Origin of the sequence: Kolteria novifilia, assembly GCA_007748055.1 — a bacterium.
Classification (GTDB): domain Bacteria; phylum Planctomycetota; class Planctomycetia; order Kolteriales; family Kolteriaceae; genus Kolteria; species Kolteria novifilia.
In genome coordinates, this window is sequence record CP036279.1 from 2953457 (window position 1) to 2979878 (window position 26422).

At 62.1% G+C, this 26422-nt stretch carries 15 protein-coding genes; 5 read left to right on the forward strand and 10 right to left on the reverse strand.

Annotation, left to right across the window (positions count from 1 at the left end; all coding sequences use genetic code 11):
- Positions 1-139: 139 nt before the first annotated feature.
- The 3 genes from Pan216_RS28240 to Pan216_RS10945 form a co-directional block, all read right to left on the reverse strand.
- On the reverse strand, positions 140-2932 hold the full coding sequence (locus tag Pan216_RS28240) for a sulfatase-like hydrolase/transferase (RefSeq protein ID WP_419193513.1): 2793 nt from the start codon (positions 2930-2932) through the stop codon (positions 140-142).
- Between the two features lie 576 nt (positions 2933-3508).
- Positions 3509-4912, reverse strand: a complete 1404-nt coding sequence (gene sthA / locus Pan216_RS10940; protein WP_145258031.1) for a Si-specific NAD(P)(+) transhydrogenase — start codon at positions 4910-4912, stop codon at positions 3509-3511.
- Positions 4913-5315: 403 nt separating this feature from the next.
- The gene (locus Pan216_RS10945; protein ID WP_145258032.1) at positions 5316-5759 is read right to left on the reverse strand and encodes a hypothetical protein; all 444 of its coding nucleotides are present in this window, start codon (positions 5757-5759) and stop codon (positions 5316-5318) included.
- A gap of 293 nt (positions 5760-6052) precedes the next feature.
- Here Pan216_RS10945 and Pan216_RS10950 point away from each other — a divergent pair, with 293 nt between their 5' ends.
- Entirely contained in the window at positions 6053-7375 is a 1323-nt protein-coding gene (locus tag Pan216_RS10950; RefSeq protein ID WP_419193514.1) for a cation:proton antiporter, read from the forward strand.
- On the opposite strand, the gene Pan216_RS10955 is transcribed toward Pan216_RS10950, so the two are convergent.
- Both Pan216_RS10955 and Pan216_RS10960 read right to left on the reverse strand, forming a co-directional pair.
- Positions 7328-8812, reverse strand: a complete 1485-nt coding sequence (locus Pan216_RS10955; RefSeq protein ID WP_145258034.1) for an OprO/OprP family phosphate-selective porin — start codon at positions 8810-8812, stop codon at positions 7328-7330. The genes Pan216_RS10950 and Pan216_RS10955 overlap by 48 nt on opposite strands.
- Positions 8813-9572: 760 nt before the next feature.
- Entirely contained in the window at positions 9573-11348 is a 1776-nt protein-coding gene (locus Pan216_RS10960; protein ID WP_145258035.1) for an ArnT family glycosyltransferase, read from the reverse strand.
- A gap of 240 nt (positions 11349-11588) precedes the next feature.
- Between Pan216_RS10960 and Pan216_RS10965 the strand changes: the two genes are divergently transcribed.
- The gene (locus tag Pan216_RS10965) at positions 11589-12896 is read left to right on the forward strand and encodes a glycosyltransferase family 87 protein (protein WP_145258036.1); all 1308 of its coding nucleotides are present in this window, start codon (positions 11589-11591) and stop codon (positions 12894-12896) included.
- 189 nt (positions 12897-13085) lie between these two features.
- Positions 13086-15845, forward strand: a complete 2760-nt coding sequence (fliD, locus tag Pan216_RS10970) for a flagellar filament capping protein FliD (protein WP_145258037.1) — start codon at positions 13086-13088, stop codon at positions 15843-15845.
- Between the two features lie 1498 nt (positions 15846-17343).
- Here fliD and Pan216_RS10975 read toward each other — a convergent pair.
- Positions 17344-18051, reverse strand: coding sequence for a lysophospholipid acyltransferase family protein (locus Pan216_RS10975; RefSeq protein ID WP_145258038.1), 708 nt, complete (start codon positions 18049-18051; stop codon positions 17344-17346).
- A gap of 214 nt (positions 18052-18265) precedes the next feature.
- Between Pan216_RS10975 and Pan216_RS10980 the strand changes: the two genes are divergently transcribed.
- Entirely contained in the window at positions 18266-18676 is a 411-nt protein-coding gene (locus tag Pan216_RS10980; protein ID WP_145258039.1) for a hypothetical protein, read from the forward strand.
- 165 nt (positions 18677-18841) lie between these two features.
- Here Pan216_RS10980 and Pan216_RS10985 read toward each other — a convergent pair whose 3' ends face one another.
- Genes Pan216_RS10985 through Pan216_RS11000 form a run of 4 tightly spaced genes read right to left on the reverse strand, consistent with a single transcriptional unit; the run spans position 18842 to position 23963 of the window.
- Positions 18842-22810, reverse strand: coding sequence for an FtsK/SpoIIIE domain-containing protein (locus tag Pan216_RS10985; RefSeq protein WP_145258040.1), 3969 nt, complete (start codon positions 22808-22810; stop codon positions 18842-18844).
- Positions 22811-22858: 48 nt separating this feature from the next.
- Positions 22859-23083, reverse strand: coding sequence for a hypothetical protein (locus tag Pan216_RS10990; RefSeq protein WP_145258041.1), 225 nt, complete (start codon positions 23081-23083; stop codon positions 22859-22861).
- Positions 23080-23682, reverse strand: coding sequence for a hypothetical protein (locus tag Pan216_RS10995; protein WP_145258042.1), 603 nt, complete (start codon positions 23680-23682; stop codon positions 23080-23082). The genes Pan216_RS10990 and Pan216_RS10995 overlap by 4 nt, the downstream gene beginning before the upstream one ends.
- 8 nt (positions 23683-23690) lie before the next feature.
- On the reverse strand, positions 23691-23963 hold the full coding sequence (locus Pan216_RS11000) for a WXG100 family type VII secretion target (RefSeq protein WP_145258043.1): 273 nt from the start codon (positions 23961-23963) through the stop codon (positions 23691-23693).
- A 462-nt stretch (positions 23964-24425) separates the two neighbouring features.
- On the opposite strand from Pan216_RS11000, the gene murB reads away from it, so the two are divergent.
- Complete coding sequence (murB, locus tag Pan216_RS11005) at positions 24426-25304, forward strand: UDP-N-acetylmuramate dehydrogenase (protein WP_145258044.1); 879 nt, start codon at positions 24426-24428, stop codon at positions 25302-25304.
- Positions 25305-26422 lie beyond the last annotated feature (1118 nt).

The window sequence follows — 26422 nt, forward strand, 5'->3', positions numbered from 1 at the left end:
TGGACTTCCGGCGCGATGGGAGTCATCGTCGTCGAACGACAGGTGACTCCCGCGTGAACACACGAGCGTGAGCCTCGCTGCGTGCCCACGCTTGCCTTGACATGGCATCCAGTATCGGAGGGAACAGGTCGTTGGTGCGCTACCGCGACGCGAGTCGCTGTTCGAGCTGCTTGGTGAGCTTCGCGACCAGTTCCGGGTGGTCCTTCGCGATGTTGCGCGTTTCCTTTTCGGGCGACGTGTGATCGTAAAGCTCGGCGTGACCGTTCTTGTGGACGATGAGTCGGTGCGTCGGCGTGCGGACGGTCGAAGCGTTGTTCTTGTAGGCGTACGCGAAGTGCCCCGCCGTGCCGGGATCGTCGAGCATGGGGCGCAGCGACGTACCCGTGACGTCATCGGGCGTCTCGACGCCGGTGAGCTCACAGAGCGTGGGAAAGAGATCGAGCGATTCGACCACCGCGGCGCTCGTCGCCCCCGGTTGCGAAAGGCCCTGGTAGGAGATGATCAGCGGCGAACGAAGCGACTCCTCGAAGAGCGTGTGCTTGCCCCAGACGGCATGTTCCCCCAAGTGCCAACCATGGTCGCCCCAAAGGACGACGATCGTCTCCTTCGCGAGCCCAAGCTGGTCGAGCTTCGCCAGCAACTGGCCGATGAGGGTGTCGGCGTAGGTCACGCAAGCCGAATAGTGCTTGCGAACGTCCTCGGAGAAGGCGGCGTCCTCGTTGGGATCGCGGCCCCATCGGTTGTACTTCATGAACTCGCCCGACCCGTGCCAGGTCGTCTTCCCCTCCGGCTTTCTCGGATGGGCTACCTTGGGGAGTTCGGCGTCCGTGTAGTCCGCGAGGTACTTGGCCGGCGAACCGAAGGGAAGGTGGGGACGAATGATGCCGACCGCGAGGAAGAAGGGCCTCTTGTCCGCCGCGAGTTGGTCGAGCTGGGCGATCGCCTCCTTGACCGTCAATCCGTCGGGATAGACGTCGTCGGCCCCTTCGGTCGATTGAAAGACATCCATCTTGTCGGCCTTGGTGCGGATCTCTCCATGGGCGAGCCCGTGCATGGCGCCGCGTGGATGCTTCCACGGCCCAGTGGGCATCAGGTGTCGCGTCCAGGATTTGGGCATCTCCGGTTTCGAGGAGTCGTCCCAGTCGGCTCCGCCGCGACCGCCGGGATGGTGGGAGACCTTGCCGACGGAGACCGTGGTGTAGCCGTGTTGGCGAAACCAAGCAGGCATGCTGGGGGAGACGGACTCCGGGGAGGTTTCCAGGAGTTTGGCTCGTTGGAAGAGGGCGTTGTTGCTGGCTCCGCCGTACTGGCCGGTCAGCAGGGTGTAGCGGGAGGCGCCGCACGTGGGGGCTTGGACGTAGTGCCGGCTGAACGCGCGACCGGTCTTCGCGAGACGGTCGATGTTCGGTGACTTGATGTGGGAGGCCCCGAAACAGCCAAGCTCGGGGCGGAGGTCGTCGACGCACAGCAGAAGGACGTTGGGACGGGGCGAACCGTCCGTGCTCTTGGCGGGTTCCTTTCGGGTGACCGCTTGTGTCGTCGCGGGGGGAAGGGGCTCGTGGGCTTCGTCCATCCGTGCCGCCATCTGGGCGGTGAGTCCCGGATACTTCTTCGCGAGGTCGTGCTCCTCGAAAGGATCGCTTTCGAGATCGAAGAGTTCGAGCGGTTTGCCGGCCTGACGGTAGGCTTTCCATTTGCCCTTTCGGACCGCCTGGGAGTAGATCTTCTGATCGCGTCCCTTGCAGAATTCCCAGTAGAGGTAGTCGTGCTCCTTCTGGTCGGCGCCCTTTCCCTTGAGGGTCGGGAGGAAGGAGATGCCGTCGCTCTGCTGAGGAGCGTCTTCACCCACGAGCTCGGCGCAGGTCGGAAGAACGTCTTGGAAGGAGCTGAGATGATCGGTCGTCGAGCCGGGCTTGATCGTGCCCGGCCAGCGCGCGAGCATCGGGGCGCGAATGCCGCCTTCGTGCATGTCGCGTTTGTGGCCGCGAAGCCCGCCGGTGGAATTCCAGAACTTCGGGTCGTGTCCCCCTTCCTTGTGGGCGCCGTTGTCGCTGCTGAACATGACGATCGTGTTGTCGTCGATGCCGAGTTCTTCAAGCAGTTCGAGGATCGAGCCGACTTCGTTGTCCAGGTTCTCCATCATGGCGCCGAAGCCGGCGATGGGGTTTTGGACGTCGGGGCAGGGCTCTTCCGGGCCGGCGCCGTACTTGCCGATCTTCTTGTCGAACTGGGGAAAGACCTTACGCCACTTGGTGTGAAGGTCCTTGGGGGCGTGCATCGCCGCGTGGGGAACCGCCGTGGGGATGTAGCAGAAGAAGGGCTCGTCGTTCTCGGCGCTCGTTCGGATGAAGTCGCGGGCCTTGTCCATGACGAGATCGTGGATGAAGGTCCCTTCCTCAAGCGGGATCTCTTTGCCGTTGTGGACGGCGCTGGTGGGATAGTAGGTGTGGGCGATCGTCTGGCTCTTCCAACCGTAGAACTCATCGAACCCGTGACTGAGCGGGTTGGGATCGCCTTCGAGATTGGTGGGACCGAGTCCCCATTTGCCGAACGCGCCGGTGGTGTAGCCCGCCTTCTTAAAGACCTCGGGAAGGACGGTCATGTCGGGATCGAGGGAAGCTCCCTGTTCTTTGGGGAGGTTGCCGCGGAGATAGCAATGGCCCGAGTGCTGACCGGTCATGAGCACGGCTCGGGATGGGCTACAGACGGTGTTGCCGGAGTAGTGACCGGTGAATTTCATGCCTTCGGAGGCGAGCCGATCGATGTTGGGCGTTTGGAGTTTGTCCTGGCCGTAGCTGGAGAGGTCGCCGTAGCCGAGGTCGTCGGCGAGGATGTAGATGACGTTCGGTTTGGCGACCTTGGGTTTCGCGTCGGCTCGGGCATGCGATGGGGCGAGTAGCAGGAGCGCGAGCAGGATCGAAAGTCGGTTCATTGTTTCCCTATAGCTGTCGGGGGGATCGCGGGTCGGTCAATACGGCTCCAGAGTGAAACATCTCGGAAGGCGAGCCGAACTCAAGCTCCCAGTGTAACGGCTAAGGCCTTGGGCAGCGACGTTTTCATTCGACGTCCCGTGTCGACGGGGGAGAGCGATCACGCTGGCAAGAAAGAGGTGAGGTGAGCCGCCTGGGGGGGGCGACTCACCGAGTGGGGAAGGATAAGGAGCAAAGGGGTACGCCGGACGTTGTACCCTTGAGTCGTGAAGTCGCGATGTCGGAACGGTGAAGAATTGATGTTCCGTGGATCGGATTGGTCCAAGGTGGGACGGTCAAACCGCTTGCGCGGTACGGGGAACCTGTGGAATTCACGGGTCTCGTGACCAGCCTTCCCCAACGCCCCGAGGCGGGGGCATTGCGTGAGTCACTTGGCACGATAGACAATGGCGGAATGTTGGAGGTTGTTCCAACGTGGAGAGCGTTGTGGTGACGCGCGGAACCTTGGCACTGGCTGACCAGCAGCCAGTGGTACCCTAAGAAGGATGGCATCCGAAGAAGGATGATGGACTAATTCGCTACGCGGTGGCGAGCTTGTTGTTCGCGTTGAGCGCCGCGATCTTGTAGGCCTCGGCCAGGGTCGGGTAGTTGAAGACGTTCTGGATGAAGAAGTCGAGCGTTCCATGGTGGGCCATCGCGACTTGGCCGATGTGGATCAGCTCGGTCGCTCCGGTGCCGATGATGTGAACGCCGAGTAATTCGCGCGTCTCTTCGTGGACGAGCATCTTGAGCATGCCGATGTCATCGCCGAGCAGTTGCCCGCGGGCACACTCCTTGTAGCGGGCGATTCCCATTTCGTAGGGGATGCCTTCCTCGGTCAGTTGCCCCTCGGTCTTGCCGACCATGGAGATTTCGGGGATGGCGTAGATACCGTAGGGGAAGAGCTCGGGGAAGGAGTTCGTCGATCCGCCGAAGATGTGACAAGCCGCGAGGCGTCCTTGTTCCATCGAGGTACTCGCCAGCGCGGGAAATCCGATCACGTCGCCGGCCGCGTAGACGTGCGGCACCTCGCTCTGGTAGAACTCGTTGACCTTAATTCGACCACGATGGTCGGTTTCGAGCCCGACGTTCTCCAATCCCAACGACTGAGTCGCGCCGCTTCGCCCGATGCAATACATCAGGGTGTCGGATCGGATGTGCTTGCCGCTTTCGAGCGTGGCGCGGACGAGGCTGTTGCTAAAACCGGGCCGGTTTTCCGGATCGGAGAGTTCGACACGCTCGACACGTTCACCCAAGCGAAGAGTGATGTCGACTTGCCGCATGTGGTATTGCAGCGCCTCGATGACTTCGTGATCGACGAATCCCAAGAGGCTGTCGCGTCCCTCGATCAAGGTGATTTGCACGCCGAGCGTGGCGAGGATGCACGCGTACTCGGTGCCGATGACGCCGCCGCCGACGATCACCATGCTTCGCGGAAGCCGCTTCAAATGGAGCAGCCCGTCGGAGTCGACGACATTGATGTTGTCGTAAGGGAGCATCGGGTCATGTGCGGGAGTCGTGCCGGTCGCGATGACGAAGTAGTCGCCGGTAACCCGTTCGCTGGAGTGTTCCCTCGTCACCTTGAGGGTGTGAGCATCTTCGAAGCGGCCGGTGCCCCGGATCAATTCGACACCGTTGCGCATCATTTGGTCTTCGATGATTTCCATCTCGGAACGAATGACGCGGTTGCTCCAGAAGATGACGTCATCGAGGGTAATCTTCTTCTGGGGGCGGGAGCGCTCCCGCTGTCCCGTGGTGCCGGTGAGAGCCATCACGGCTTCCCGCAGCGCCTTGGACGGGATCGTTCCCGTGTGGAGACAGGAGCCGCCGACGACTTCCTTCTTTTCGATAATCCCGACGTCCTTGCCGAGCTTCGATGCTTGGATCGCCGCTTTCTGGCCAGCGGGGCCCGTTCCAATCACCACCAAATCGAAATGCCGCATGGGCCTTGCTTCCTCGAGCATGGTAGGGACACCTCTCCAAGGGCATTCGTCGGTTGCCCGACGCCGCCCGAAAATCACCGGTAGCGTAGTGATTCCTCTCGCGAACGGCGCCAATCACAGCGGGAATGGCCGAATCTCTCTCGAACTCGTCCGGTTTTCGCGGCTTCCGACTAGCATGGAGGAAGCGCCGGCGTCGTCCGCTTCTCGTCGATCGCTCTCGGCAGGATGGGTGGCGGCAGATGGAGTGGGCGGGACGGATGGCCCAACGGAGAAAGGGTCCGATGGTTCGTTCGGCCACGACGTGGAAAGAGCCCAGTCGACATCTCGCCCAAAATTCACGAACAGCGTGGCGAGAAATGTCCTTGGTACGATTCTCGCCCTGAGACAGTGGCGGCAATGATTCTCAATTTGATACGAGGACGGGTTGTTGGGACTCGCGCGTTTCGAAACCGCTCGCCAGTGGTTGCGACCCACGTCGGGACGAGGTCGCTCGTTCGGAGGGAGCGTCGGGAGAGACGCCGAACTGAATCTGCTGAAGCATCGCCACGATGCGCCGACCGTCATTGGGATTCCGCGTGAACCAGTCGAGCATGTGGACCAGACCGTGGTCGATCTCTTGGAGCAGGAGGAGGGCTTCTTCCGCGAGTTCCGAAGCCGATTCCCCTGGAGAATCGCCATCCTTGCCCGTGGGACGCTGGCACTCGCCGAGAAGCTCCAACGCGTCGCGCAGCGAGCAAACGCGGTGCAGGTAGGGATCCATCGCCGTATCGAGGATCGTGGCCAGACGCCCTTTCGGGGCGCCGTTCTCGTCGCAAGCGGGATGGGTCGAGTACTGAGAACCAGCCATGGGTGCTCCCTCGGTAAGTTTTGGGCAATCCTTGAACGATCGGTGAAGACAAGACACCGAGTCGATGAACGCTCTTGCGAGTGCTCCCCGTTGAGAGCAACTGCCATGCCGAGGACTCGCGATCCGGCAACGATTCTCGTCATCGGATGAGGCAAAGCGCCGACGATCCGGTGTCGATTCGAGGGTGGATCGTTGGGCCAAGTCTTGACTCGGTCGCCGAGCGCCTCATACCTCCCTCACGAACGTCGCGTTCGAGTCGCGACCGACTCTCCGTGGTGACGCGAGACCCTTCCATGGAATGGTTCAATGTTCTGGGCATCGTGGTGACGGTGACCGCTTTCGCGAGTTACGTGAACCAGCGATTTCTCAAGCTCCCATCCTCGATCGGGGTGATGGTCTTCGCCCTGGCTCTCTCGCTGGTCCATATTCTGTGGCACCAGTACGGGATGATGACCGAGGGGACGCCGTTCGTCGACATCGACGTCGCCGACAAGGTGCTCGGCACGATCGACTTTCAGACGCTCGTCTTGAACTTCATGCTGGGGCTGTTGCTCTTCGCGGGGGCGGTCGCGATTGATGTCGACGAATTGGCGTCGGAGAAGTGGCCGGTCGCGGCGATGGCGGTCATCGGCACGCTCGTCTCGACCTTCGGCGTGGGCTACCTGACGTGGTGGCTCTTCTCGTCGACCGGCGCGGATGTCGATCTGATCTACTGTCTTCTCTTCGGCGCGCTGATTTCCCCTACCGATCCAATCGCGGTCCTCGGCATCATGCGAAACGCGTGCGTTCCCAAGAAGATCGAATTACGGGTCGCGGGCGAGTCGCTCTTCAACGACGGTATCAGCGTCGCCACCTTCCTGATCCTGCTCGGGATGGCCGGTGGAACGTCGGAACTGACCGCGTCGAGTGTTGTGGGCATTGTCGGTCGGGAGATGGTGGGCGGAGTCCTCTTCGGACTCCTGATCGGCTCGATCGCGACCCGCATGCTCGACCGATCCGAAGAGGACGAATTGAAGATCCTCATCACGCTGGCATTGGTGATGGGGGGCTACGCGCTGGCGAGCGTGTTGGAAGTCTCCGCCCCGCTGGCGATCGTCATCGCCGGCCTCTTGGTCGGTCGACGCCGAGCTTTCAATCATGTCGACGAGCATGGCCGTCTCTCGCCCACGGCCACCTTCTGGAAGCTGATCGACCATGTGCTGAACATGCTGCTGTTCGTGCTTCTTGGTCTGGAGATGATCGCGATCAAGTTCCTCTTCAGCGACTTGCTTCAGGGGATCGCGGTGATTCCCGTGGTCCTCGTCGCCCGCTTCTTGGGGATTCTCGTTTCTCGGATGTTCCACGGGGTTCGGCGAGCGTTTCGGTTGAGGACCGTGTTTTTCATGACGTGGGCGGGCCTGCGTGGTGGGGTCTCCGTGGCGTTGGCCCTTTCGCTGCCCGATTGGCTTCATCGCGATCGGGTCATCTCGGTCACCTACTGCGTGGTCGTCTTCTCGATCGTCTTTCAGGGGCTGACCATCAGTGACTTCGCGCGGTGGCTTCGCCGCTGCGAGGCCCGCGAGGATCCATCAATAGTAGGCCATGAAGCGGACGCCGAAGCCGGTGAACGAGCCTGACGTGAAACCGTTGACCGGGGCATGCTGCTTGATGTCGCCGATCACGTAGTTCATCTGCACCCGCGACCACGAATTGAGGTACCAGTTCAGCGCGGCGGTCACGTCCGACTGAACGCCCCCTTCAATGTCGGCGTCGGAGAGATCGACGTACGAGTAGCGAACGGCTGCTTCCCAGGCTCCAATCCCCATCTTCGGGCCGTCGCACGTCTTCGCGAGGAAGAAGGGTTCATGCGGCGAGATGCCGCCAATCGCCCCCTTGAACCGTTGATACTCGCGGGTCTCTCCAGTGAGGATGTACGCGACCATCGTGTACCAACCGGGGAAGAAGAGGTTCTCTTGTCCGGGACGAACGACCCACGTCGGGAGGAACTCGCTCACGACCGACAGCGACCCGGCATTGAGCATCATCTCAAGACCCATCGTGTCCCACAGCGTCGTGTCCGCGATGCGGCCGGTGTCGACCCAGCGACTGACCGAGCGGAGTTCGGGGCGACTCGAGAAGCGAGCCTGGTTGTTGGGGTCACTCGAGCCAAAGTCGGGATCGTTGCTGGCCACCATGTTCGCGATACCGAGATGGAGAAACCCGCGACCGTCGGACGATTCGTCCCACCACGGCAAGTACGTGTAGCGGTTGTTGAACGAGAGGTTGCCGAAGCTGCCGGTGTAGTTTCCGTCGTTGGCGATGTTCTTGGTCGTGAAGAAGCCGTGGGCCATCGTCGCCCGTTCGTCGTCCGTTTCGATGTAGGAGATCAACCCGAAGCGACGTTCGTCCTCGTTGAAGGCCTGAATCGGCAGCGAGCGTTCCATGAAGACGTTGTTGTTACTACTGTTGATCGCTTCCATGCCGAGCGGACGCTTGAAGTTGCCGACCAACACATCCTCGACGATGGGGAGGTGGTTCATCTCGAGGTAGGCGTCCTTCATCGCGATCGAACTTGGGTCGGCGAACTCGATGATCGTCTTGAATTTCAGGTTCTGGAAGATGTTTCCCTTCGCCCCGAGGCGCAGGCGTCGAAAGAGAAACCGGCTCTGCGGTTGGTCGCCGGTCGATGGGTTCTCGAACGATCCGATGCCGCTGGTGGCGGTCGGGAAGTTCACAAAGTCGATGTGAACGCGACCCTGGAGCTTGATGTTGGCCTTGTTGAACGTGTCGGGCTTGGGAGGGATCTTCTTTTCGAACTCGTCGATGCGCTTTTCGATCTTCTCCATGAACTCGTCGGAGAGTCGCTCGGGCTCATCCTTCTTGGATGGCTCGTCGTCGCCGAGTTCCTTCTTCAGCTCCGCGATCACTTCCTCGAGCGACTCGATGCGCTCCTTGATCACTTCCACTTCGGCCGCACTTGTCGGCTCCGCCGTGGAATCGTCGCTGGAGATGGCTGACGTTGGCACGATCAGAGACAGGAACAACGCGAGCACGGGAAACGTACGACCGACCATTGGGCTCTCCTAGCCACTACCGCCGACGACCACATCGGGTCGACATCAATCATCTGCCATTTGCTCCATCGGCAAGTTGTGACGGTTGTTCCATTAATTCCACCTAGCGGCGGTGGTTGAGGTGGGAATCTTCATGATTGGCTCAAGTGCGAATTTGCCGCGATCGCCCCGGCTGTCTCTGTGGCCAAGGATCGCGCGTTTCCGTGGAAGGCCTAAATGCCCGAGACGCGATGGGGCACGTTCGGGTCTTGGGACACCCAGACACTCGTTGATGCTTGGGCCTGGATGACGTTTAGAGGCCGTTGTCGGCCAGTGACATAACGAGATAGGCCAAGCTTCGTCTCAAGAGTTGATCGTCGGCGCGAGGCACAGCGAGTTGGTGGGGGACGAGGAGGTCGAAACAGGCGAATCCGTTGGATTCGTCGATGCAGACCGACAAAGTCTCGCGCCAACGTAGCCAGCCGAAGCCAGAGCCGACTTTTGAGACGGAGCCTAGCACCAAGACGCCGGGTGTCATGCTCACGAATAGATTCGATCTGAGGCCTGAAAGCAGCGACGGGTAGCCTATCCCGAGCGTCCTGATTGGCCAATTCATTGCCCAGGAGAATTTCGGGTGCCATGCCCACTCTCCGTGGACATGCGCTAGATGCCTGTGACATGGCCATTCGTAGCCGGTAGCGAAAGATCAACGGACTGCTAACCCCTAGGCACTGGCTGACAAGCAGCCAGTGGCGCCCCAAGAGTTAAATGGACCGGTGCACTAGAACGGGTTGGGGAGAACGGGGCCTTTCTCGCGACCCATCGCCTGCATGGGCGAGACGCGCGTCGGGCCGGGCAGTCGAGGCAGGCTGCGATCGAGGTGAATCCGAAAGAGCGTCAACCGATCGCTGGGGCACGATTCGCGCCGGGAGCGACAGCTCTCTTCGATCGTTTCGATCGTCGCGATACGGGTCAGCTTCTTCGCGTCGCGGCGCCGGGTGATGAGATAGAAGTCGTCCCCCTCCAGACGCTCATCCAAGAGGAAGCTCAGGTTGTGCAAACAGCGGGCCTGGTGATTCAGGTAGAAGTGAATCCGAAAAGCGTCCATGGAGTTGAGGTCCGCGTTGACGAGCACCGGAGTTCCCTCGGGGACGACATCGTTGACCTGTTGCAGGAAAGCCGTGTCATCTTGGCACTGATCGCGCGGAGGAAGTTCGCAGGTGTAGACCCACATGTAGCTTGCGATGACTCCGGTGAGAATGGTCGTCATCGCCAAGACGCCATCGCGCGTCCGCAGGCTCCATCCCAGGCAGAGGGCGAGGACCGGAAAACCGACCAGCAGCGCCGTCGGCAGCCAACTCGGTCCGGCCAAGTGTTCCCCCCAGATGCCGATGGCGATCGCCGCGGGAAGCCCCAGAGCCAACAGCGCCGCCACGGGGCTGCGGACCCACTGGGGAGCCTCGAAGATCCACTCTCCCACACGCTTGAGCCCGATCGCCCCAAGGACCGACCATGGAGCCAAGCATTGCACGAGGTAGTGGTGATGCTTACCGGAAGCGAGCGAGAAGACGAAGATCGGCAAGATCGCCCAGAGGACGAAGAAACGCTCCGGGGAGAACCGCTCGCGAAGGCCCTTGCCGCTGAGCACTCCAAGCCCGAGCAGGGCGAAGAGAGGCCAGGGGAGAAGCGCCACGGGCAGCGCTTCGAGGTAGTACCACCATGGCTCGTTGATCGCCGTGTAGTTGCCACTGAGTCGGCCGAAGAGGTCGAACGTCCACAGATCGAGGACATCCGGATGACGAAACCAAGCCGCAATCGGCCACGCCACCGAGATCGCGATCGTGAGTAAGCCGCCCCAGCACCAGAGGTAGCGACGGATCCGGCCTAGATCACCGCTGAGCAGTAGGAAGCCGACGATCGGCAACAACGCCATCACCATGCCAAAGACGAGACCCTTGGCGAGGTTTGTCATGCCGACAAGGGCGAAGAGCCCCCAAACGCTCCAGGGGCGAGAGCCGAAGAAGCGCAGGTCCGACTCGACCTCGCCGCGCGCTTGGAAGAATTCGATGTAGGCGAAGAGGCTTACCGCGCCCGTCACCACCGCGCAGAGGAAGATGTCCTCTTCGGCGAGCCAGGCGTAGTTGGTGAATTCGAAACTGGTGGCGAGCAGTAGCCCCGACAGGAGCCCCACCGATCGCCCGAAGCAGCCGGCCGCGAGATGAGCCATCATGACAACGACGGCCATCCCCATCAGCACTGGCGCGATGCGTACCGACCAGACATCCCACGTCCCGACCAACGAGGTTACCCCGATGGTGATCCACTGGGGCAGCGGCGGCCGTTCGAGCCAGGGACGTCCCCCGCTAAGCGGGATGATCCACTCGCCTTCCTGCCACATCTCGCGAGCGCTCTGGGGCAGCACGCCTTCGTGCATCGTCAACGGGCGCCCTCCAAAGAGCGAGTACCCGAAGAGAAGCGCCGAGGTCAGCACTAGAACCGCGACGTCCGATCGCCGGAGTCGTCGCTCGTTCCAACTGTCGTCTAGGGTCGTCTGCACGAAGAGAACTCCCGCTCACGGTGCACTAGTTGGGGAACGGTCGGCCCACCGAAAGTGTGACGCTGATTCGTACCTCGACCACAGGGAAGAGTGGCCGCGGCTAAGAGCGTTCGCGGGACGATACGTTGGCTGGGAAACCGCGTCAAGAGCGAGGGGGACGTGGCTTGACAGGCTCCTCGACAGCCCGTATTTCCCGCCACGTTCCTAACGACGGGGCCCTTCGTGAGCAGATCGACGCCGATGAATCATAGCTTCTCTCTTCGAGATCGCCTGTCTAGTTGGATGACCCATCCAGGTTTCGTCAACGGGGTCGCGATACTCTCGATACTCGGCGCCACGCTCTTTGTCGCGTTTCATCATCAAGTGACCAAAGGCTTTGTGCCGGAGAACTTCGGCGATCGCAACCTTCACACCCATCAGATCAAACGGGTGCTCGGCGACGCCAGCTACTGGCCCGAGGGCGAGCCGCTGCGAGCCTTTTCCTACCCGCTGCCGAACGTGATCGGATCGTGGTTGTTCGAACAGGTCTTCGGATCGGCCAGCTCGCTTGTCTGGCTGATCATGGTCACGGCGGCGGTGCCCATTAACTTGCTGCTGCTGATGAGACTGCTCGACGTCTCGCGCCATCCCTATCGCTGGCTGATCGCGCTCGTGGCGGTCGTCAGCGTCAAGTACGTTGTCGAGTGGGACTTGCGCGCGGTGAACTGCAACGGCATGTACCTCGCGCTGGTGCTCGGAGCTCTCCTGGCCCTTAAACACGAGCGTGGCTGGACTTGCGGTCTGCTGATCGCGCTCAGCGCCGCTCTCAAACTCTACAGTGTCTTCTTCATCCCTTACTTTTGGTGGCAACGACAGTGGAAGGCCCTCTTCGCGACACTCGCGGGCATCGCGGTCTTCTTCGTCCTCTTTCCGGTTGCCTATCTCGGTTGGTCGGACGCCTGGAACATGACGATGAGCTGGCTCGCGACCGTTCGCGGACTCGGGCAGGGGACCAACGTCCTAGAACTCAACGTTTACGTCATTTCTCCACAGTTTCTGCTCTACCATCTTCTCGGTGATCAACTGGCACCCCAAACGGTGGCGATTCTGACGCGGCTGATTCAGTTCGCTTGGATGGGGCTGGTCACCGCGTTCCTTCTCCTGCCGAGGGCGACGGGGAGCGAGTTGCCGAAGTCGTGGCGTCTGGCGATGGACGCGGCGGCCTTGACGATGTTCCCGCTGATGATCAGCCCGCTCTTTCAGCCACATCATGCGGTCGTGACGCTGCTCGGCGCTTTCTTGATCGCGCGGATCATCTTCGATCCGTCGACGTCGTGGAAGTGGCGCGTGGGACTCGCGAGTGTCCTGTCCGCGGTGCTCGCGATCTTTGAAGTCGGGCCCTCGGGCGACTTGCGCGGGGCGGGGATCGCCGGCACCTTTCTCCTTCTCCTCGGGACGATGGCGGTGATCAAGCGTTGGTTTCCTGGTCCAAGCGAAGCAGCCCTGTCAGTGGAGCTGGGGTCTTCTTCCGTTGGGTCAGCGGGGCCATTCGGCAGGAATGCCGCGTAACGCTTTGTTAAGAAATGATTTACGAATGGTGATGTTGGCTAGATCGCCGTTTGACACTCCCCGGTTCGAGTCCCATACTTCAGTGATGCAGAATCGGCGCTCGCCGTCCCTCCGCGCGTCGGCGGAGGGGAGGAGGATTGCGAGCTCATCCGATTCTCGTGGCAAGACCTTGGCCCGGAGTATGTGGACGTGGGCACCATCCAGAGTAGTATTGGTCCCTTCAGCGGCATCGATATCGGCACGCTGGTCGAGCAGCTCATCGAGCTTGAGGCTCGTCCGGCCCAACTGATCCAACAAGATGTCGACGCCAACACCGAAGTCGTCGGCCTGCTACAGAACTTCTCGCTCAACCTCGTCAGCTCGCGTCTTTCCGTCGCCCAACTCGGCATCGGTGGCGTCTTCGGGGAACGAAACACGACCACCTCGAGCCCCGCGATCACCGCTTCGGCCGGGAAGAACGCTCCGATCGGCGCGTTCTCGTTCTCGCCGGTGCAGTTGGTCACCACCGACCAGTTTCTCTCGACGGGCGTTAGCTCTCCCGAAGCGTCGATCGCCAACGCCGATACGACCCTCTCGATCTCGCTCGGCGGATTCATCGATGCGCCGACCGACCTAAACTTACTCAACGGGGGCAACGGCGTCGGGTTGGGCAGCGTGCGCGTCACCGATCGATCGGGTGCGTCCGAAGTCATCGACCTTTCCGGATCGGTTACCAGCGAGGACATCCTCAACCGCATCAACGCGGCCCAAAACATCAACGTCACCGCCAGCACCGAGGGCGGAGCCTTCGTGCTGACCGACAACACCGGTCTGACGACGACCCAGCTCAGCGTTTCGGACGTCGGTTCCGGATCCGTCGCCGCCGACCTCGGCCTCGATGGAGCCGCCGTCGGCAACACGCTGACCGGTTCCGACGTCTTCGTCTTGAGTGAGGACACCAACCTTCGCTTCCTCAACGACGGCAACGGCATCACCTCCGCGGCGGGTGCCGACTTCACGATCGACGATGGCGAGAACGTCGTCTCGGTCGACTTGCTCGGTCTCGAGACCATCGGCGATGTCGTCGACGCGATCAACGATCAAGGAACGACGATCACCGCGTCCCTCTCCGACAACGGAATCGTGCTGAATTCCACCGCGGCCGCCCCCGCGTTTTCAATCACCGCCCAAAACGGCAGCTTGGCGGCGTTCGAGCTTGGACTGTCAGGCTTCGGCGTCGACAACAGCGATCCGGCCGTCGTCAACGGTCGCAACGTTTTGGGCGGTCTTGGGTCACCGCTTCTGACCAGCCTCGGCGGAGGCTACCAAGGCGGCACCGATACCCAGTTGACCACGGGAGCCGGTTCGACCTTCCAGGTCGGCGTCACGCTGACTTCCGGCGGGCCGACGACGGTTCTCGATCTTGGCGCGACCGAGACGACGCAGGAATTCATCGACTCCTTCAACACCGCGGCCGACGGTGCGGCCCTCGGGGTGTCAATTCGCGCCAACGACGTCGGCAACGGCTTCGTCGTCGAACGTTCGGGAGGCGGCTATCTCGAACTCTCCGACGAGAACGGCGGCAATCTGCTCGACACGGTGGGGCTCGCCAGCATCTCCTCCAGCGGCTCGATCAGTGCCGACGCCGAGCTTCAACATATCAGCGAAACGACGCGACTCGATACGCTCAACGCCGGCGAGGGAGTACGCAAAGGCCGCTTCGTCCTCTCCGACGCCAACGGCCAAGCCGCGACGATCGACTTGCGCCAGTCGGACGACGACACGATTCAGGACGTCATCGAGGAGATCAACGCGACCAGCCTCGCCATCACCGCGCGTATCAACGACACCGGCGACGGGATCCTGTTGGTCAATGAAGTGGGAACCGGCTCGATCAGCGTCACCGATCTCGACGGTGGCCGGACCGCGCAGGACTTGCGGTTGACCGGCTCACCCATCGCGACCGGCGAGCCGCTGGAAGGCTCGATCGATGGTAGTTTCGAATACAAGATCGACGTCAGCGCCGGCGACTCGCTTGAGGACCTTCAGGACAAACTCCGCGAGGCGGGAGCGCCGGTCTTCAGCACGATCATCGACGACGGCTCGGCGATCAATCCCTTCCGCTTCTCGCTCACCAGCCGGCAGAGCGGTCTTGCCGGCCGACTGCTGATCGACCCGGGGGCGACCTCGCTCGATTTCACCAACGTCTCGCGCGGTCAGGACGCGATCGTCCTGCTGGGCGGGGGCAACGCCAACAGCTCGCAGTCGCAGATCACCAGTTCGAGCAACACCTTCAGCGACCTGATTCCGGGCCTCGACATCACGCTCAATCAGGTCTCCACGTCGCCGGTGACGGTCTCGATCAACCAGAACACCGACTCGATTCTCGAGGCGGTCCAGGGGTTTGTCGACAACTACAACGAGCTACGCACCTTCATCGACGACAACGCGAGCTTCGACACGACCTCCAACGAATCGGGATTGCTCTTCTCCGAGTCCTCGATCCGCTCGTCGGAGCGGCGGTTGGTCAACTTCGCCAATCAGCTCTTCACCAACACGGGATCCGACGTCCGGACGCTCGGCGATGTCGGCATCACGCTCGACCGCAGCGGCCAGCTCCAATTCGATCGGCTGAAGTTCCGCTCGGTCTTGAACAGTGACCCGGAGGGGGTGCAGGACTTCTTCGGCGCGTCGGGGACCGGCGTGTCGGATCAGTTCGAGTCCCTCGTCGACGGCCTCAACGACACCGACGGCCTGATCAGCAACCGGGTCGACAACATCACCCGGACGATCGAACGCCAGAACAAGGCGATCGAGGAGATCGGCGAACGGCTCGAGATTCGCCAAGAGCGACTCCTACTCGAATTCGTCGCGATGGAACGGGCGATCGCCACGCTCACGTCTCAACAGAACGCCCTCTCGCAACTCTCCGGACTCGCCTCCTCCGTCCAAGCGGCGGCAAGAGGCTAATCTTGCGTTGGCACCCACTTCCGGCTTGCCGGGGTCGCCACGCAGAACCCTGGACGAATCCGGCTTGCCGCGGTCGCCACGCCGTGTTGGCACCCAATTCCGGCTTGCCGGGGTCGCCACGCAGTGTTGTTGGCACCCATTTCCGGCTAGCCCCGGTTGCTGTGCTACCGGGGCGGCGGAGCCGCAAGAAGTCGTGTTTGGAGTTTGAACGCCGGGCCCGGATGATCGCTGCCAGAAGAGGGCTTTGCCCGAGACTTCCAGCCGACTTCGTCGGCCCCGGTTGAATCAACCGGGGGTCGCCACGCGGAACCCTGGACGAATCGGGCTTGCCGGGGGTCGCCACGCCGTGTTGGCACCCATTTCCGGCTTGCCGGGGTCGCCACGCGGAACCCTGGACGAATCCGGCTTGCCGCGGTCGCCACGCCGTGTTGGCACCCAATTCCGGCTAGCCCCGGTTGCTGTGCTACCGGGGCGGCGGAGCCGCAAGAAGTCGTGTTTGGAGTTTGAACGCCGGGCCCGGATGATCGCTGCCAGAAGAGGGTCTTGCCCGAGACTTCCAGCCGACTTCGTCGGCCCCGGTTGAATCAACCGGGGGTCGCCATGCAGAACCCTGGACGAATCCGGCTTGCCGGGGTCGCCACGCCGTGTTGGCACCCATTTCCGGCTAGCCCCGGTTGCTGTGCTACCGGGGCGGCGGAGCCGCAAGAAGTCGCGTTTGGAGTTTGAACGCCGGGCCCGGATGATCGCTGCCAGAAGAGGGCCTTGCCCGAGACTTCCAGCCGACTTCGTCGGCCCCGGTTGAATCAACCGGGGGTCGCCATGCAGAACCCTGGACGAATCCGGCTAGCCGCGGTCGCCACGCCTTGTTGGCACCCATTTCCGGCTTGCCGCGGTCGCCACGCCGTGTTGGCACCCAATTCCGGCTAGCCCCGGTTGCTGTGCTACCGGGGCGGCGGAGCCGCAAGAAGTCGTGTTTGGAGTTTGAACGCCGGGCCCGGATGATCGCTGCCAGAAGAGGGTCTTGCCCGAGACTTCCAGCCGACTTCGTCGGCCCCGGTTGAATCAACCGGGGGGCGCCACGCGGAACCCTGGACGAATCCGGCTTGCCGCGGTCGCCACGCCGTGTTGGCACCCAATTCCGGCTAGCCCCGGTTGCTGTGCTACCGGGGCGGCGGAGCCGCAAGAAGTCGTGTTTGGAGTTTGAACGCCGGGCCCGGATGATCGCTGCCAGAAGAGGGCTTTGCCCGAGACTTCCAGCCGACTTCGTCGGCCCCGGTTGAATCAACCGGGGGTCGCCACGCGGAACCCTGGACGAATCCGGCTTGCCGGGGTCGCCATGCAGTGTTGTTGGCACCCATTTCCGGCTTGCTGGGGGTCGCCATGCAGAACCCTGGACAAATCGGGCTTGCCGCGATCGCCACGCCGTGTTGGCACCCATTTCCGGCTTGCCGGGGGGCGCCACGCGGAACCCTGGACGAACCTGATGACTTGCGACGGGCTACGCGGCCTTACGGACGAACTTGGCTGCTTGTTCCCCCGCGACGATGGACTCGGCGGCGGCGGTAACGCGGGTCATCTCACTCTGGAGAACCAAACGCGTCGCCTCGACGTCGGATTCGCTGGTGCTGCGTGGAGGGGCGATCGGTTCGGAAAGGTACATCGCGGCTTTCGAAAAGGGACGCGGCAGGACAAAGCGATCCCAACTCTTCGCTCGCCAGGGCCGATCGTGAGCACTACCGACCGCGATGATCGGCAAGCGGGTCTGAGCCGAAACATACGCGAGCCCGCCCTTGGCTTCTCGGCGCGGACCTCGTGGACCGTCGATGGTGAAGGCGAGGTTGACGATGTCTCCCTGCTTGTGGGCTTCGAGGATCTGGCGAACCACGCTGAAGGCGCCACGGCTCGAGGAACCCCGCAAGACGTTCCAGCCAAGTCCCTCGGCAATGCGGGTGATGTAGGATCCGTCACGACTATTGCTAATCACCACGTAAGGATGGCGGATGCTGGCAAGCAGGGCGGGAAGGAGAAGGACCTCGTGCCAGACGGCGTAAAGGTACGAACCTTCAAAATCAGTCCGAAGAAAGTGCGGTTTAGGACTCTCGGAGACGACCTTCGTGCGTAGACTCCCAATCCACGATCGCAGGACGAGAGGCCCAATTGACTCGGCGGCATGCATCAGAGCCGCCTCTTTTAGTTTCTTCGACATCACCGCAGTCCGTTTTGTTCCGTATTCGCAAACCTCGCCAGTGGCCCTTTAGCTGATTCCGGCGGGCGAGGCCAGCCCAAAGGGGCGGTCTGGGTGGTCGGATCGAACCATTTCACGCGATCTTGATGGTCGGGGCCGGTCATCCAGTGTAATTGAAAGCTATCCTTTGTTCTGTCGGAGGGTGTCGTCGCATCGTACGAGGGAGGCTTAACTCGTGTCCATGCAGTTTCTGATGGTCGCGGGAGGTGCCGCGGCCGCGGTGATCGTGGTGCTGCTTCTGGTGGCTACTGGAGGGAACTCCAAGCCCAAGCGTTCTCACGAACAGGCGGCTGTCGACCTCAAGCAACCCGGTCGCGTCGTGCCGCGCTCCCCGATCAAATCGTCCGCCAACGGTCTCGATGTCGAGCGTCGCAAGACGATCTACCGATCGGCCCTGGCCGCGTCAAAACGCTCGATCGACGAGGCGGAGGATGCCGTCGGCGTGACCGACCCGAAGTTTGTCGATATTCAGCGGCAGTTGGAGCAGAAGTACCTCAAAGGGGTCGCTCGAGAGTTCGATGTCTCGCTTCAAGTGCTGACCGACATCGAACAAGAGGGCAAGTCGAGCAACTGGCCACTCACCTAGTCTCCCGACGGTGTCCTTCGCTGGACGGCCGCAAAGGTGGAACAAGCGGAAGGTCCGCTTGATGTCATGCCCAGGCTCTGCGTGATCCTGCCCGCATCCCCATGCAAAGTGTGGGCATGGAACGCATTGCCAATATTGGTCGAGTCGCGAACCGCTCGTAGGAGCCTACGCGCCCTCGCCGATCGTCGGCTCTTGGATGGGGGCGGGACGCTCGGCGAGTCGGCCGATGACGTCCTCGATCATCTCGTCGCTGGGGATGCCGTAGGGCCTGAACTTTTCGAAGATCCCTTGTTCCTCGTTGACGTAGAGGGCGCGATGTCGGCCCAGGCGGCCGGCCGCGGGCGTGTCGATCAGCGTGCTCGAATCGTTGGCGCTCATCTGGAAGAGAATGCGCGACTCGAACTCGCGCAGCGACGCTCGTTCGAGCGTTCGGTTCAAGTTGTTGACCGAATCACACCAGCAGACGACATGGATCCCGAAAACCGCCCCGTCCTTGAGCATCCCGGCGAATTGCTTGTCGGGTGTTGGCGGTTCGTCGCCACGCGAATAGCCGAAGTCATCCTCGTCGCGGCGTAGCTCCCGGAAACGCTGCAAGTCGTGGACGAAGAGGTAGATCGAGGCGAACTCCTCTTCGCCGCACTCCTGGCGTCGTTGCAGTTCCGCCCAGAGATTCTCGATTACTTTCTTGCTCGTGCGGGGGCTGGCGACGGTCGTGTCTTGGGGGAGTCGCTCGAAGATCCCCTTGAGCACGCCCGCGGTTGGAGCGTCGGCCGGCGTCCCGTCGAGAAGGAGGAACCGCTCGCTGAGCACGCCCTCGGCCGCCGAGATCGGAGCGAGTTGGGAGGCCAGCGAGAGGACGCTCGCCGCGACTTCGCCGGTCGCTCCCTGTTCGTTCTGCCCAACGATCAGGACGTGACTTCCTCCCTGGGAGCGAAAGACGATCTCGGTCGGATCCTTGATCGCGACCGCTTCGCCGATCCAGGCCTTGGCGGCGGGAACTTGCTCCACCCACGTCCCACTCGCGAGGGCACGCCCGAGCGGCTGGCACTCCCGGAGATCGGGGGCGCGATTGCCCTCGAAGATGATCGGCGGTCCAAAGTCGTGATGTTCCGTGCTCGCCGATTTCTCGCTCACCAGCGCCAGGTAGTGATCGCGCTTCCAGTCATCCAGCCACGCGACTTGGAAGGGATGATTGCCCTCGAGAGCGCCGCTGGCGTCGTTGTAGATCGCTTCGCCCGGACGGGTGAGAAGCTTGGCGGCGCTGTTGTCCTCGCCGAGGATCAGATGGGCGTCGGCCTCGCTGCACTGAAGGGCGATGCGGACCGCCATCTGCCCGATGGTGCTTCGCGCCAGGGTGTACGCTCCACCCAACGTCTGCGATCCGAGCAAGACGTGAATACCAAACGCTCGGCCTTGCCGGACGAGACGATCGAGGAGCAAGGCCGCGTCCTGCGCGATCGCGTCATCCCCGACGAAGAACTCCTGGAACTCGTCGACAACGAGCAGAATGCGGGGAAGGGGGGCGCGGTCGTGGTTCTCCTGAGCGGCCTTTTCCCGAAAGTCGCCCAGGTCGTTGACGCCCATCTCGCGGAAGAGGTCACCGCGGGCCTTCATTTCCGCATCGAGTCGCTGCATCACGCTGAGACCGAACTCGCGTTCACTCTCGACCGCGATCACCCGCGCGTGCGGGAGCCGGTGCGTGGCGTAGGTCTTAAACTCGACACCCTTCTTGAAGTCGATTAGGTAGAGCTGAACTTCGTCGGGAGAGTAGGTGAGGGCGAGGTTGACGACGAGAATGTGAAGCACTGTCGACTTACCCGAACCAGTCTTTCCGGCGAGTAGCACGTGTTGCGAGGTGCCGTGGCCGAGCTGTAGGTGGCGTCGCTTGGTCGCTCCCGAACGACCGATCGCGACGCTCAGCTCGCGAGAGCAGTCGCCGTTCCACCAATCCTCCTCGGCGGGGGTGATGAAGTCGAAGGGAACTTCAACGCGGCTGGCCTCGCGGGAGCGTTCGCCGATCCGCTGCATGAGCTGCGTCGCCAACTCGGGACTCGGGGGCTCCTCCACCGTGAGTGGGTAGTGCTCCAATTCGCCGCGTTTCCAGCGAAACGCTTGTCCATCCCACTCGAGCACTTCCGCATGCTCTTCGAGATCCGAGAGTTGAAACTCGCGCGGCAGCGGCTGCTTGGTATCGACGCTGATGAGGGGAACGACTCCGCACCGAGCGCCGCTGGAGACGATGCTGACAAGTCGGCGGGCGGCCGCGTCGGAGAAGTTGGCCGGAAAGTTCGCGATCACCAACAGGCGGAAGGCCTCGGCGACCTCGCCCGCCTCCTCGTTGTACTCCCCGATCGAGGCGAACTCGTTGCGAAGGTACTTCTGGATCACCGTCTCCATGTGGGCGGTCAGGTCGGTGAGACGTTCGTCGATATGCCGCGATTCGGTCCAGATGCGGTTGGTGACGAGCAACTCGTCATAGTCGGCCAGATGCATGAAGGCGGCGAAGTGCTGCCCAAGGCCGACCGGGTCGATGATCGTCAGTCGAACCTTGCCGGGTGGCATCGAGGTGAGCACCCGGTGCATGACCGCTTGCAGGGTCGACTCGGCGCCGCGACGGGCTTCGTCTTGCGCCTTGATGATGAGGGCGCCGCATTCGGGGAAGGGCGCGAGCGCCGGCAGTTGGAATTTTTTCGGCTCCGGCTTGTCGAAACGCTCGTCCTTGGGGATGCCCCCCTTCATCTTCGAGAAGGAGAACTTCATGTCGCCGAAGCGGACGATCGGCGTCGGCTCCGACGGGAGAGGAACGCCTTCCTCGAGCAGCTTCGCCCACGATTGGAAGCGGCTGTCGTTGGCTTCCTTGATCTCCTTGACGCTGGCGAGGAACCGTTCGAGCCCGTTGTTCCACTCGCGGGTGATCAATTCCCAGCGCTGTTTCTCGAGGGCGCGACTCGACGCGGTCTTCTCGTCGTACTTCTCGTCGGCGAGCTGGAACTTCTCCTCGCCCGCCTTGTCGATGCGCTCGACCTGGGCCTTGTGTCTCTTCTCGAGCGCCGCGAGCGCCTCGGTGTACTTGGCCTGGAGGGCCTCAAGACGCTTGGGATACCCGCTGGTCGTCTCGTGGATCGACTCCTCGTGTTCCTTGAGGCGTTTCTCGCGGTACTCGTCAAAGGCGCGCTGCGCCTGGGAGATTTCCGTCTCGTACTTGAGCTTGAACTTCGCGAGGTCGGAACGGTAGGCCTCGACGACGATGTCGTGTCCCTTCTTCCGGGCGGTCTTGGCTTCGTTGAAGGAGACCAGCAGCGGGCCCATGATCTCGTCGATCTCGCGTTGCGAGCGGCGCTTGACCCAGAAGAGGAAGATCAGCGACGCGACGATGCCGGTACCGATGCCAATGCTGGTACCGATAATGAGTTCATCCCAGATCGCTTTCCCAAGTAACACGCCGAATAGCAACGAGATCAGGAGGATGCCGACGACGAGCCAGACGGGGCGTTTGCCCTGGAGCAGGCGCGGCCAGAAGAGCTTCGCCAGGCTCTCGTAGGATTCCTCGGTCGCGCCGAGTTGCTCGCGGAAAAGGCCGAGCGGCTCGGTGGGGTCGACGGTGACTTCTTTCCCGTTTTCTTCCTCGGCTTCGGGGACCTCTTGATTCCAGGTCTTGAGCTGCTTGTGGACGAGGCCGCGCAGTTCGTGGAGCCGTTCGCCGCCGGCGATGACCGAACGCTCGATCTCCTTGTACTCTTGCTTGCGGTCGCGTTTGGAGGCTTCGTAGAGGGTCTCGGCGGTCCAGAGCGTGTTTTGATGCTCCTCGGTCGCCTGGTTCATCTCCTCGGCGAAGGCCTCTTCCTCTTGGGCGGCGAGCCGCTGGCCCTCCTGCTGGACCCGGCGGCGCTCGGCGGCGTGCTCGGTCTCGAACTTGGTCCGTTCCTGTTGCTGCTTCTCGGCGAGCTTGTCCTTCTCGTGTTGGACGTAGAAGGCGATCGTCTCGCGCGCCTTTTGCCGTTCGGCGTTGGCCTGTTCGCGTTCGGCCTCGGCTTCGCGCGGAATACGGTCTTCGGCGAGCGACCGACGCCCGACGAGACGTTCGATCTGCTTGAGGAGGTTCTCGAGTTGCTGGTCGATCGGGAGCCCATTCATCGCTGGCGACTTTCGGTCCGTTGGCAAGATCCCAGGGTGTTCCACTCGTCAGAAGGAATCTTGGCGGATCTGCTGTTGTGCTTTATCCAATACTTCGGCAAGTCGACGCATCGCGTTGAGCGTGCCGGTCACGTGCTGGGCGTAGGGTTCGATGACATCCTCGCCGAACGAACGACTCGCCGGGTCGTCCCAGGTCTCACTGACGTCTTCCCAACGCGTCCGCAGGGTCTCGAACGCGTCACGCAGCTTGCCCGCTCCACCACTGAGATTCATTCGGACTCCTTGGTCGGTTCATCCTCGTTGGCGGAAGGAGCCGGAGGACGGGGCTCCTCCGACTCGGTCACATCCTGACGCACGCTCGATAGAGAGCCGGCCCCCGAGGAGGAACGCACGTCGGGGGCTTGAATCGCCAAGTAGGCCTCCAGGGCCTCGAGCATCCGCCCGAGCCGTTGCTCGGCCTCCGGTTGGTCCCGTTCGAGCACCTGTTCCATCCGACGGGCATGGGAATCATATTCACGGACGGCGTCTTGGACTCGTCGTCCCCATTTCTGGACGACGACGATCATTTCCTCGGCCTCCTCGACGCGCTGCTTGGCTTTGCGGACCGCGGTCTGCTGCTCGCGGGCGGCTCCCTCGGGGGCCGTGGTTTTCTTTCGGGCGAGATCGGCTTTCGCTTGAGCGAGCTTCTCTTGCCGCTGGCGCACTTGCCCTCGCCAGTAGCGAGGCTGGTCCTCGAGAATCCAGTCGAGAAAGCGGTTGAGTTCCATCCGCGCTTCCTCGAGCGCGGACCCGGCATCCTCCCCGAAGGTGACAAACGCGGAGCGGAAGACCTTCAGGGATTCGAAGGAGCGAACGTTGACGCCTTGGCTCATGGGGCTCGTTACCGTTGCTGGAGATAGTCGTCGGCGCGTTGGGCTTTGCGAAGCAGAAACGGAACGTGTTCGTCGGCCGCGTCCAGGAAGCGGTTGACGTCGCTGACGGTCCGCTCGAACTCGTCCATGAACTTCTGGTGTTCCTGGTCGCGCCAGGAGGCTCCCAGCGATTGGACTTGGGAATGGAGTCGTCCGATCTCTCCCCGGGTCATTTCGCTGAACTGCTTTAGTCGCTTCGCGAATCGTCGAACCTCTTCCGGGTCGACTACGGCTTGCGGCATCCTCGATCTCCTCGCGTATGGATCCTTCGTCGGACCACCGAGCGACGACAAGCCCCTCGCTGGAGCAATACCGCCATCAATTGTTCCAAACGTAAAACAAATCGCTCATCGACGCGCCTTCGGCCCACTATGAGAGTCTACCGGTGAACATAGCGACAGTAAAGTATCGAGCCCCAGGGGGTTGCGTCGTCCTTGCGAATCGGGCTTCGTCCCGTGCCGATTGACCCCGCGAGAACCGGCCAGTTCCGCTCTCGGTCGAATCGAGAATGCGCGCCAGAACGCTCGGTCCGCGTGCCGCCAGCGAGGGGCGGATTGGTATAACACTCGCGTTCGCGTTGCCGCCATGGGGGCCAGACTCCTAATCTTTCGGAACACGCGACGGAAGTGCGGACCGGGAGGAGCCGGTCGCGAGGACGTCAACGGACGGGATCGGTTCCCAGTAACAGAAGCGGTGAGGTTGGGATGAATGCTCTTGCGGACTTCGCGGAGATTGTCACGGAGGAACAGGCACTCGCGAAGCATACGAGCCTCGGGATCGGTGGACCGGCCGAGTACTTGGCCCGACCTCGCCAGATCGAGGAACTGGCCAAACTTGTTCAAACGTGCCGCTCCGAGGGCATTCCCTTCGCCATCATGGGCGGGGGATCGAACTTGCTCGTTCCCGACGAGGGCGTTCGCGGCGTCGTCATCGCGTTGACCGAGCCGGCCTTTCGCGAGATCAGCGCGACCGGGACGACCATCAGGGCCGGGGCGGGAGCGTTGCTCTCGGACCTCATCGCCGAAGCCTCACGGGCGTCGGCGTCGGGTCTCGAAGTGCTCGTCGGGATTCCCGGAACCGTCGGCGGCGCGCTTCGCAAGAACGCCGGCGATCGGGGCGGGGACGTCGGGCAGTACGTCAAGGAAGTCACTGTCATGCACGATGGGGGCGACGTCGTCGTTCGCGGTCGTGCCGACATCAGTTTCAGCTACGGGCAGAGCGATCTCGACGATGCCCTGATCCTCGACGCCACGTTCGAACTGATCGAGGACAACCAGGATCAGATCGTTCGCCGCATCAAGAAGCTTTGGATCTCGAAAAAGGCGACCCAGCCCTTCGGATTCCAAGCGGCGGGGTACATTTTCCGCGACCCACGTGGTCAAAGCGCGGTCGAGTTGATCGATCGGGTCTCGCTTCGCGGCACGCGTGTGGGGGGCGCCGAGTTGTCCGAACGCGATCCGCGCTTCATTGTCGCCCACGATCCTTGCAGTAGTCGGGATGTGCTTCGACTCATCGACTTGGTTCGCAGTCGCGTCGCGGAGGTGACCGGCGTCAGCCTCGAATTGCAAATCGACGTTTGGTAGATCGCATCCCATCCGCCGTCGAGTGGGCCTGCGGCCCATGACGCATTGGGAGAGTCGTTTGCGAACTGATTGGGCAAGGAGTGTTCGCAGGCAAGATCCTAAGGGGACGCAGGTTGTGGTATCTGTTGCCCCCTCATTCCTATCGACTGTGTCCGATCCCCTAGGCCGCGAAGCGGCGGAGTTTAATAGCCAGGGGTGGTAACCCCCTGGTAAGGAAGCAAGTCGATTCACGAAGCCCCGTAGGGGCGCAGGTCATTCGACGGTAACCGTCGCGACCTTCGGGGCTCGATCCAAATCATTCGTTCTGCATCCCTCTTGAGCCGCGAAGCGGCGGAGTTTAATAGCCAGGGGTGGCAACCCCTGGTAAGGAAGCAAGTCGATTCACGAAGCCCCGTAGGGGCGCAGGTCATTCGACGGTAACCGTCGCGACCTTCGGGGCTCGATCCAAATCATTCGTTCTGCATCCCTCTTGAGCCGCGAAGCGGCGGAGTTTAATAGCCAGGGGTGGTAACCCCTGGTAAGGAAGCAAGTCGATTCACGAACCCCCGTAGGGGCAAAGGTCATTCGACGGTAACCGTCGCGACCTTCGGGGCTCGATCCAAATCATTCGTTCTGCATCCCTCTTGAGCCGCGAAGCGGCGGAGTTTAATAGCCAGGGGTGGTAACCCCTGGTAAGGAAGCAAGTCGATTCACGAACCCCCGTAGGGGCGCAGGTCATTCGACGGTAACCGTCGCGACCTTCGGGGCTCGATCCAAATCCTTCGTTCTGCATCCCTCTTGAGCCGCGAAGCGGCGGAGTTTAATAGCCAGGGGTGGCAACCCCTGGTAAGGAAGCAAGTCGATTCACGAAGCCCCGTAGGGGCGCAGGTCATTCGAAGGTAACCGTCGCGACCTTCGGGGCTCGATCCAAATCCTTCGTTCACCTAACCTGCGCTGCTCCGCAGCTGATGCATTGCCGATCTACTTTTCTAATTCTCCGGGGGCGGCGCCCCCTTCCGTGGTGACGTTGAAAGGGTTGGCAACGGAGCAACCTGGGCTGGCCAAGAGTAGGGTGGGCCTGCGGCGAACCATCTTGTTCTTGCGTGCTTCGTACGCCCAGGCGAAAGAAAATTTCCCTC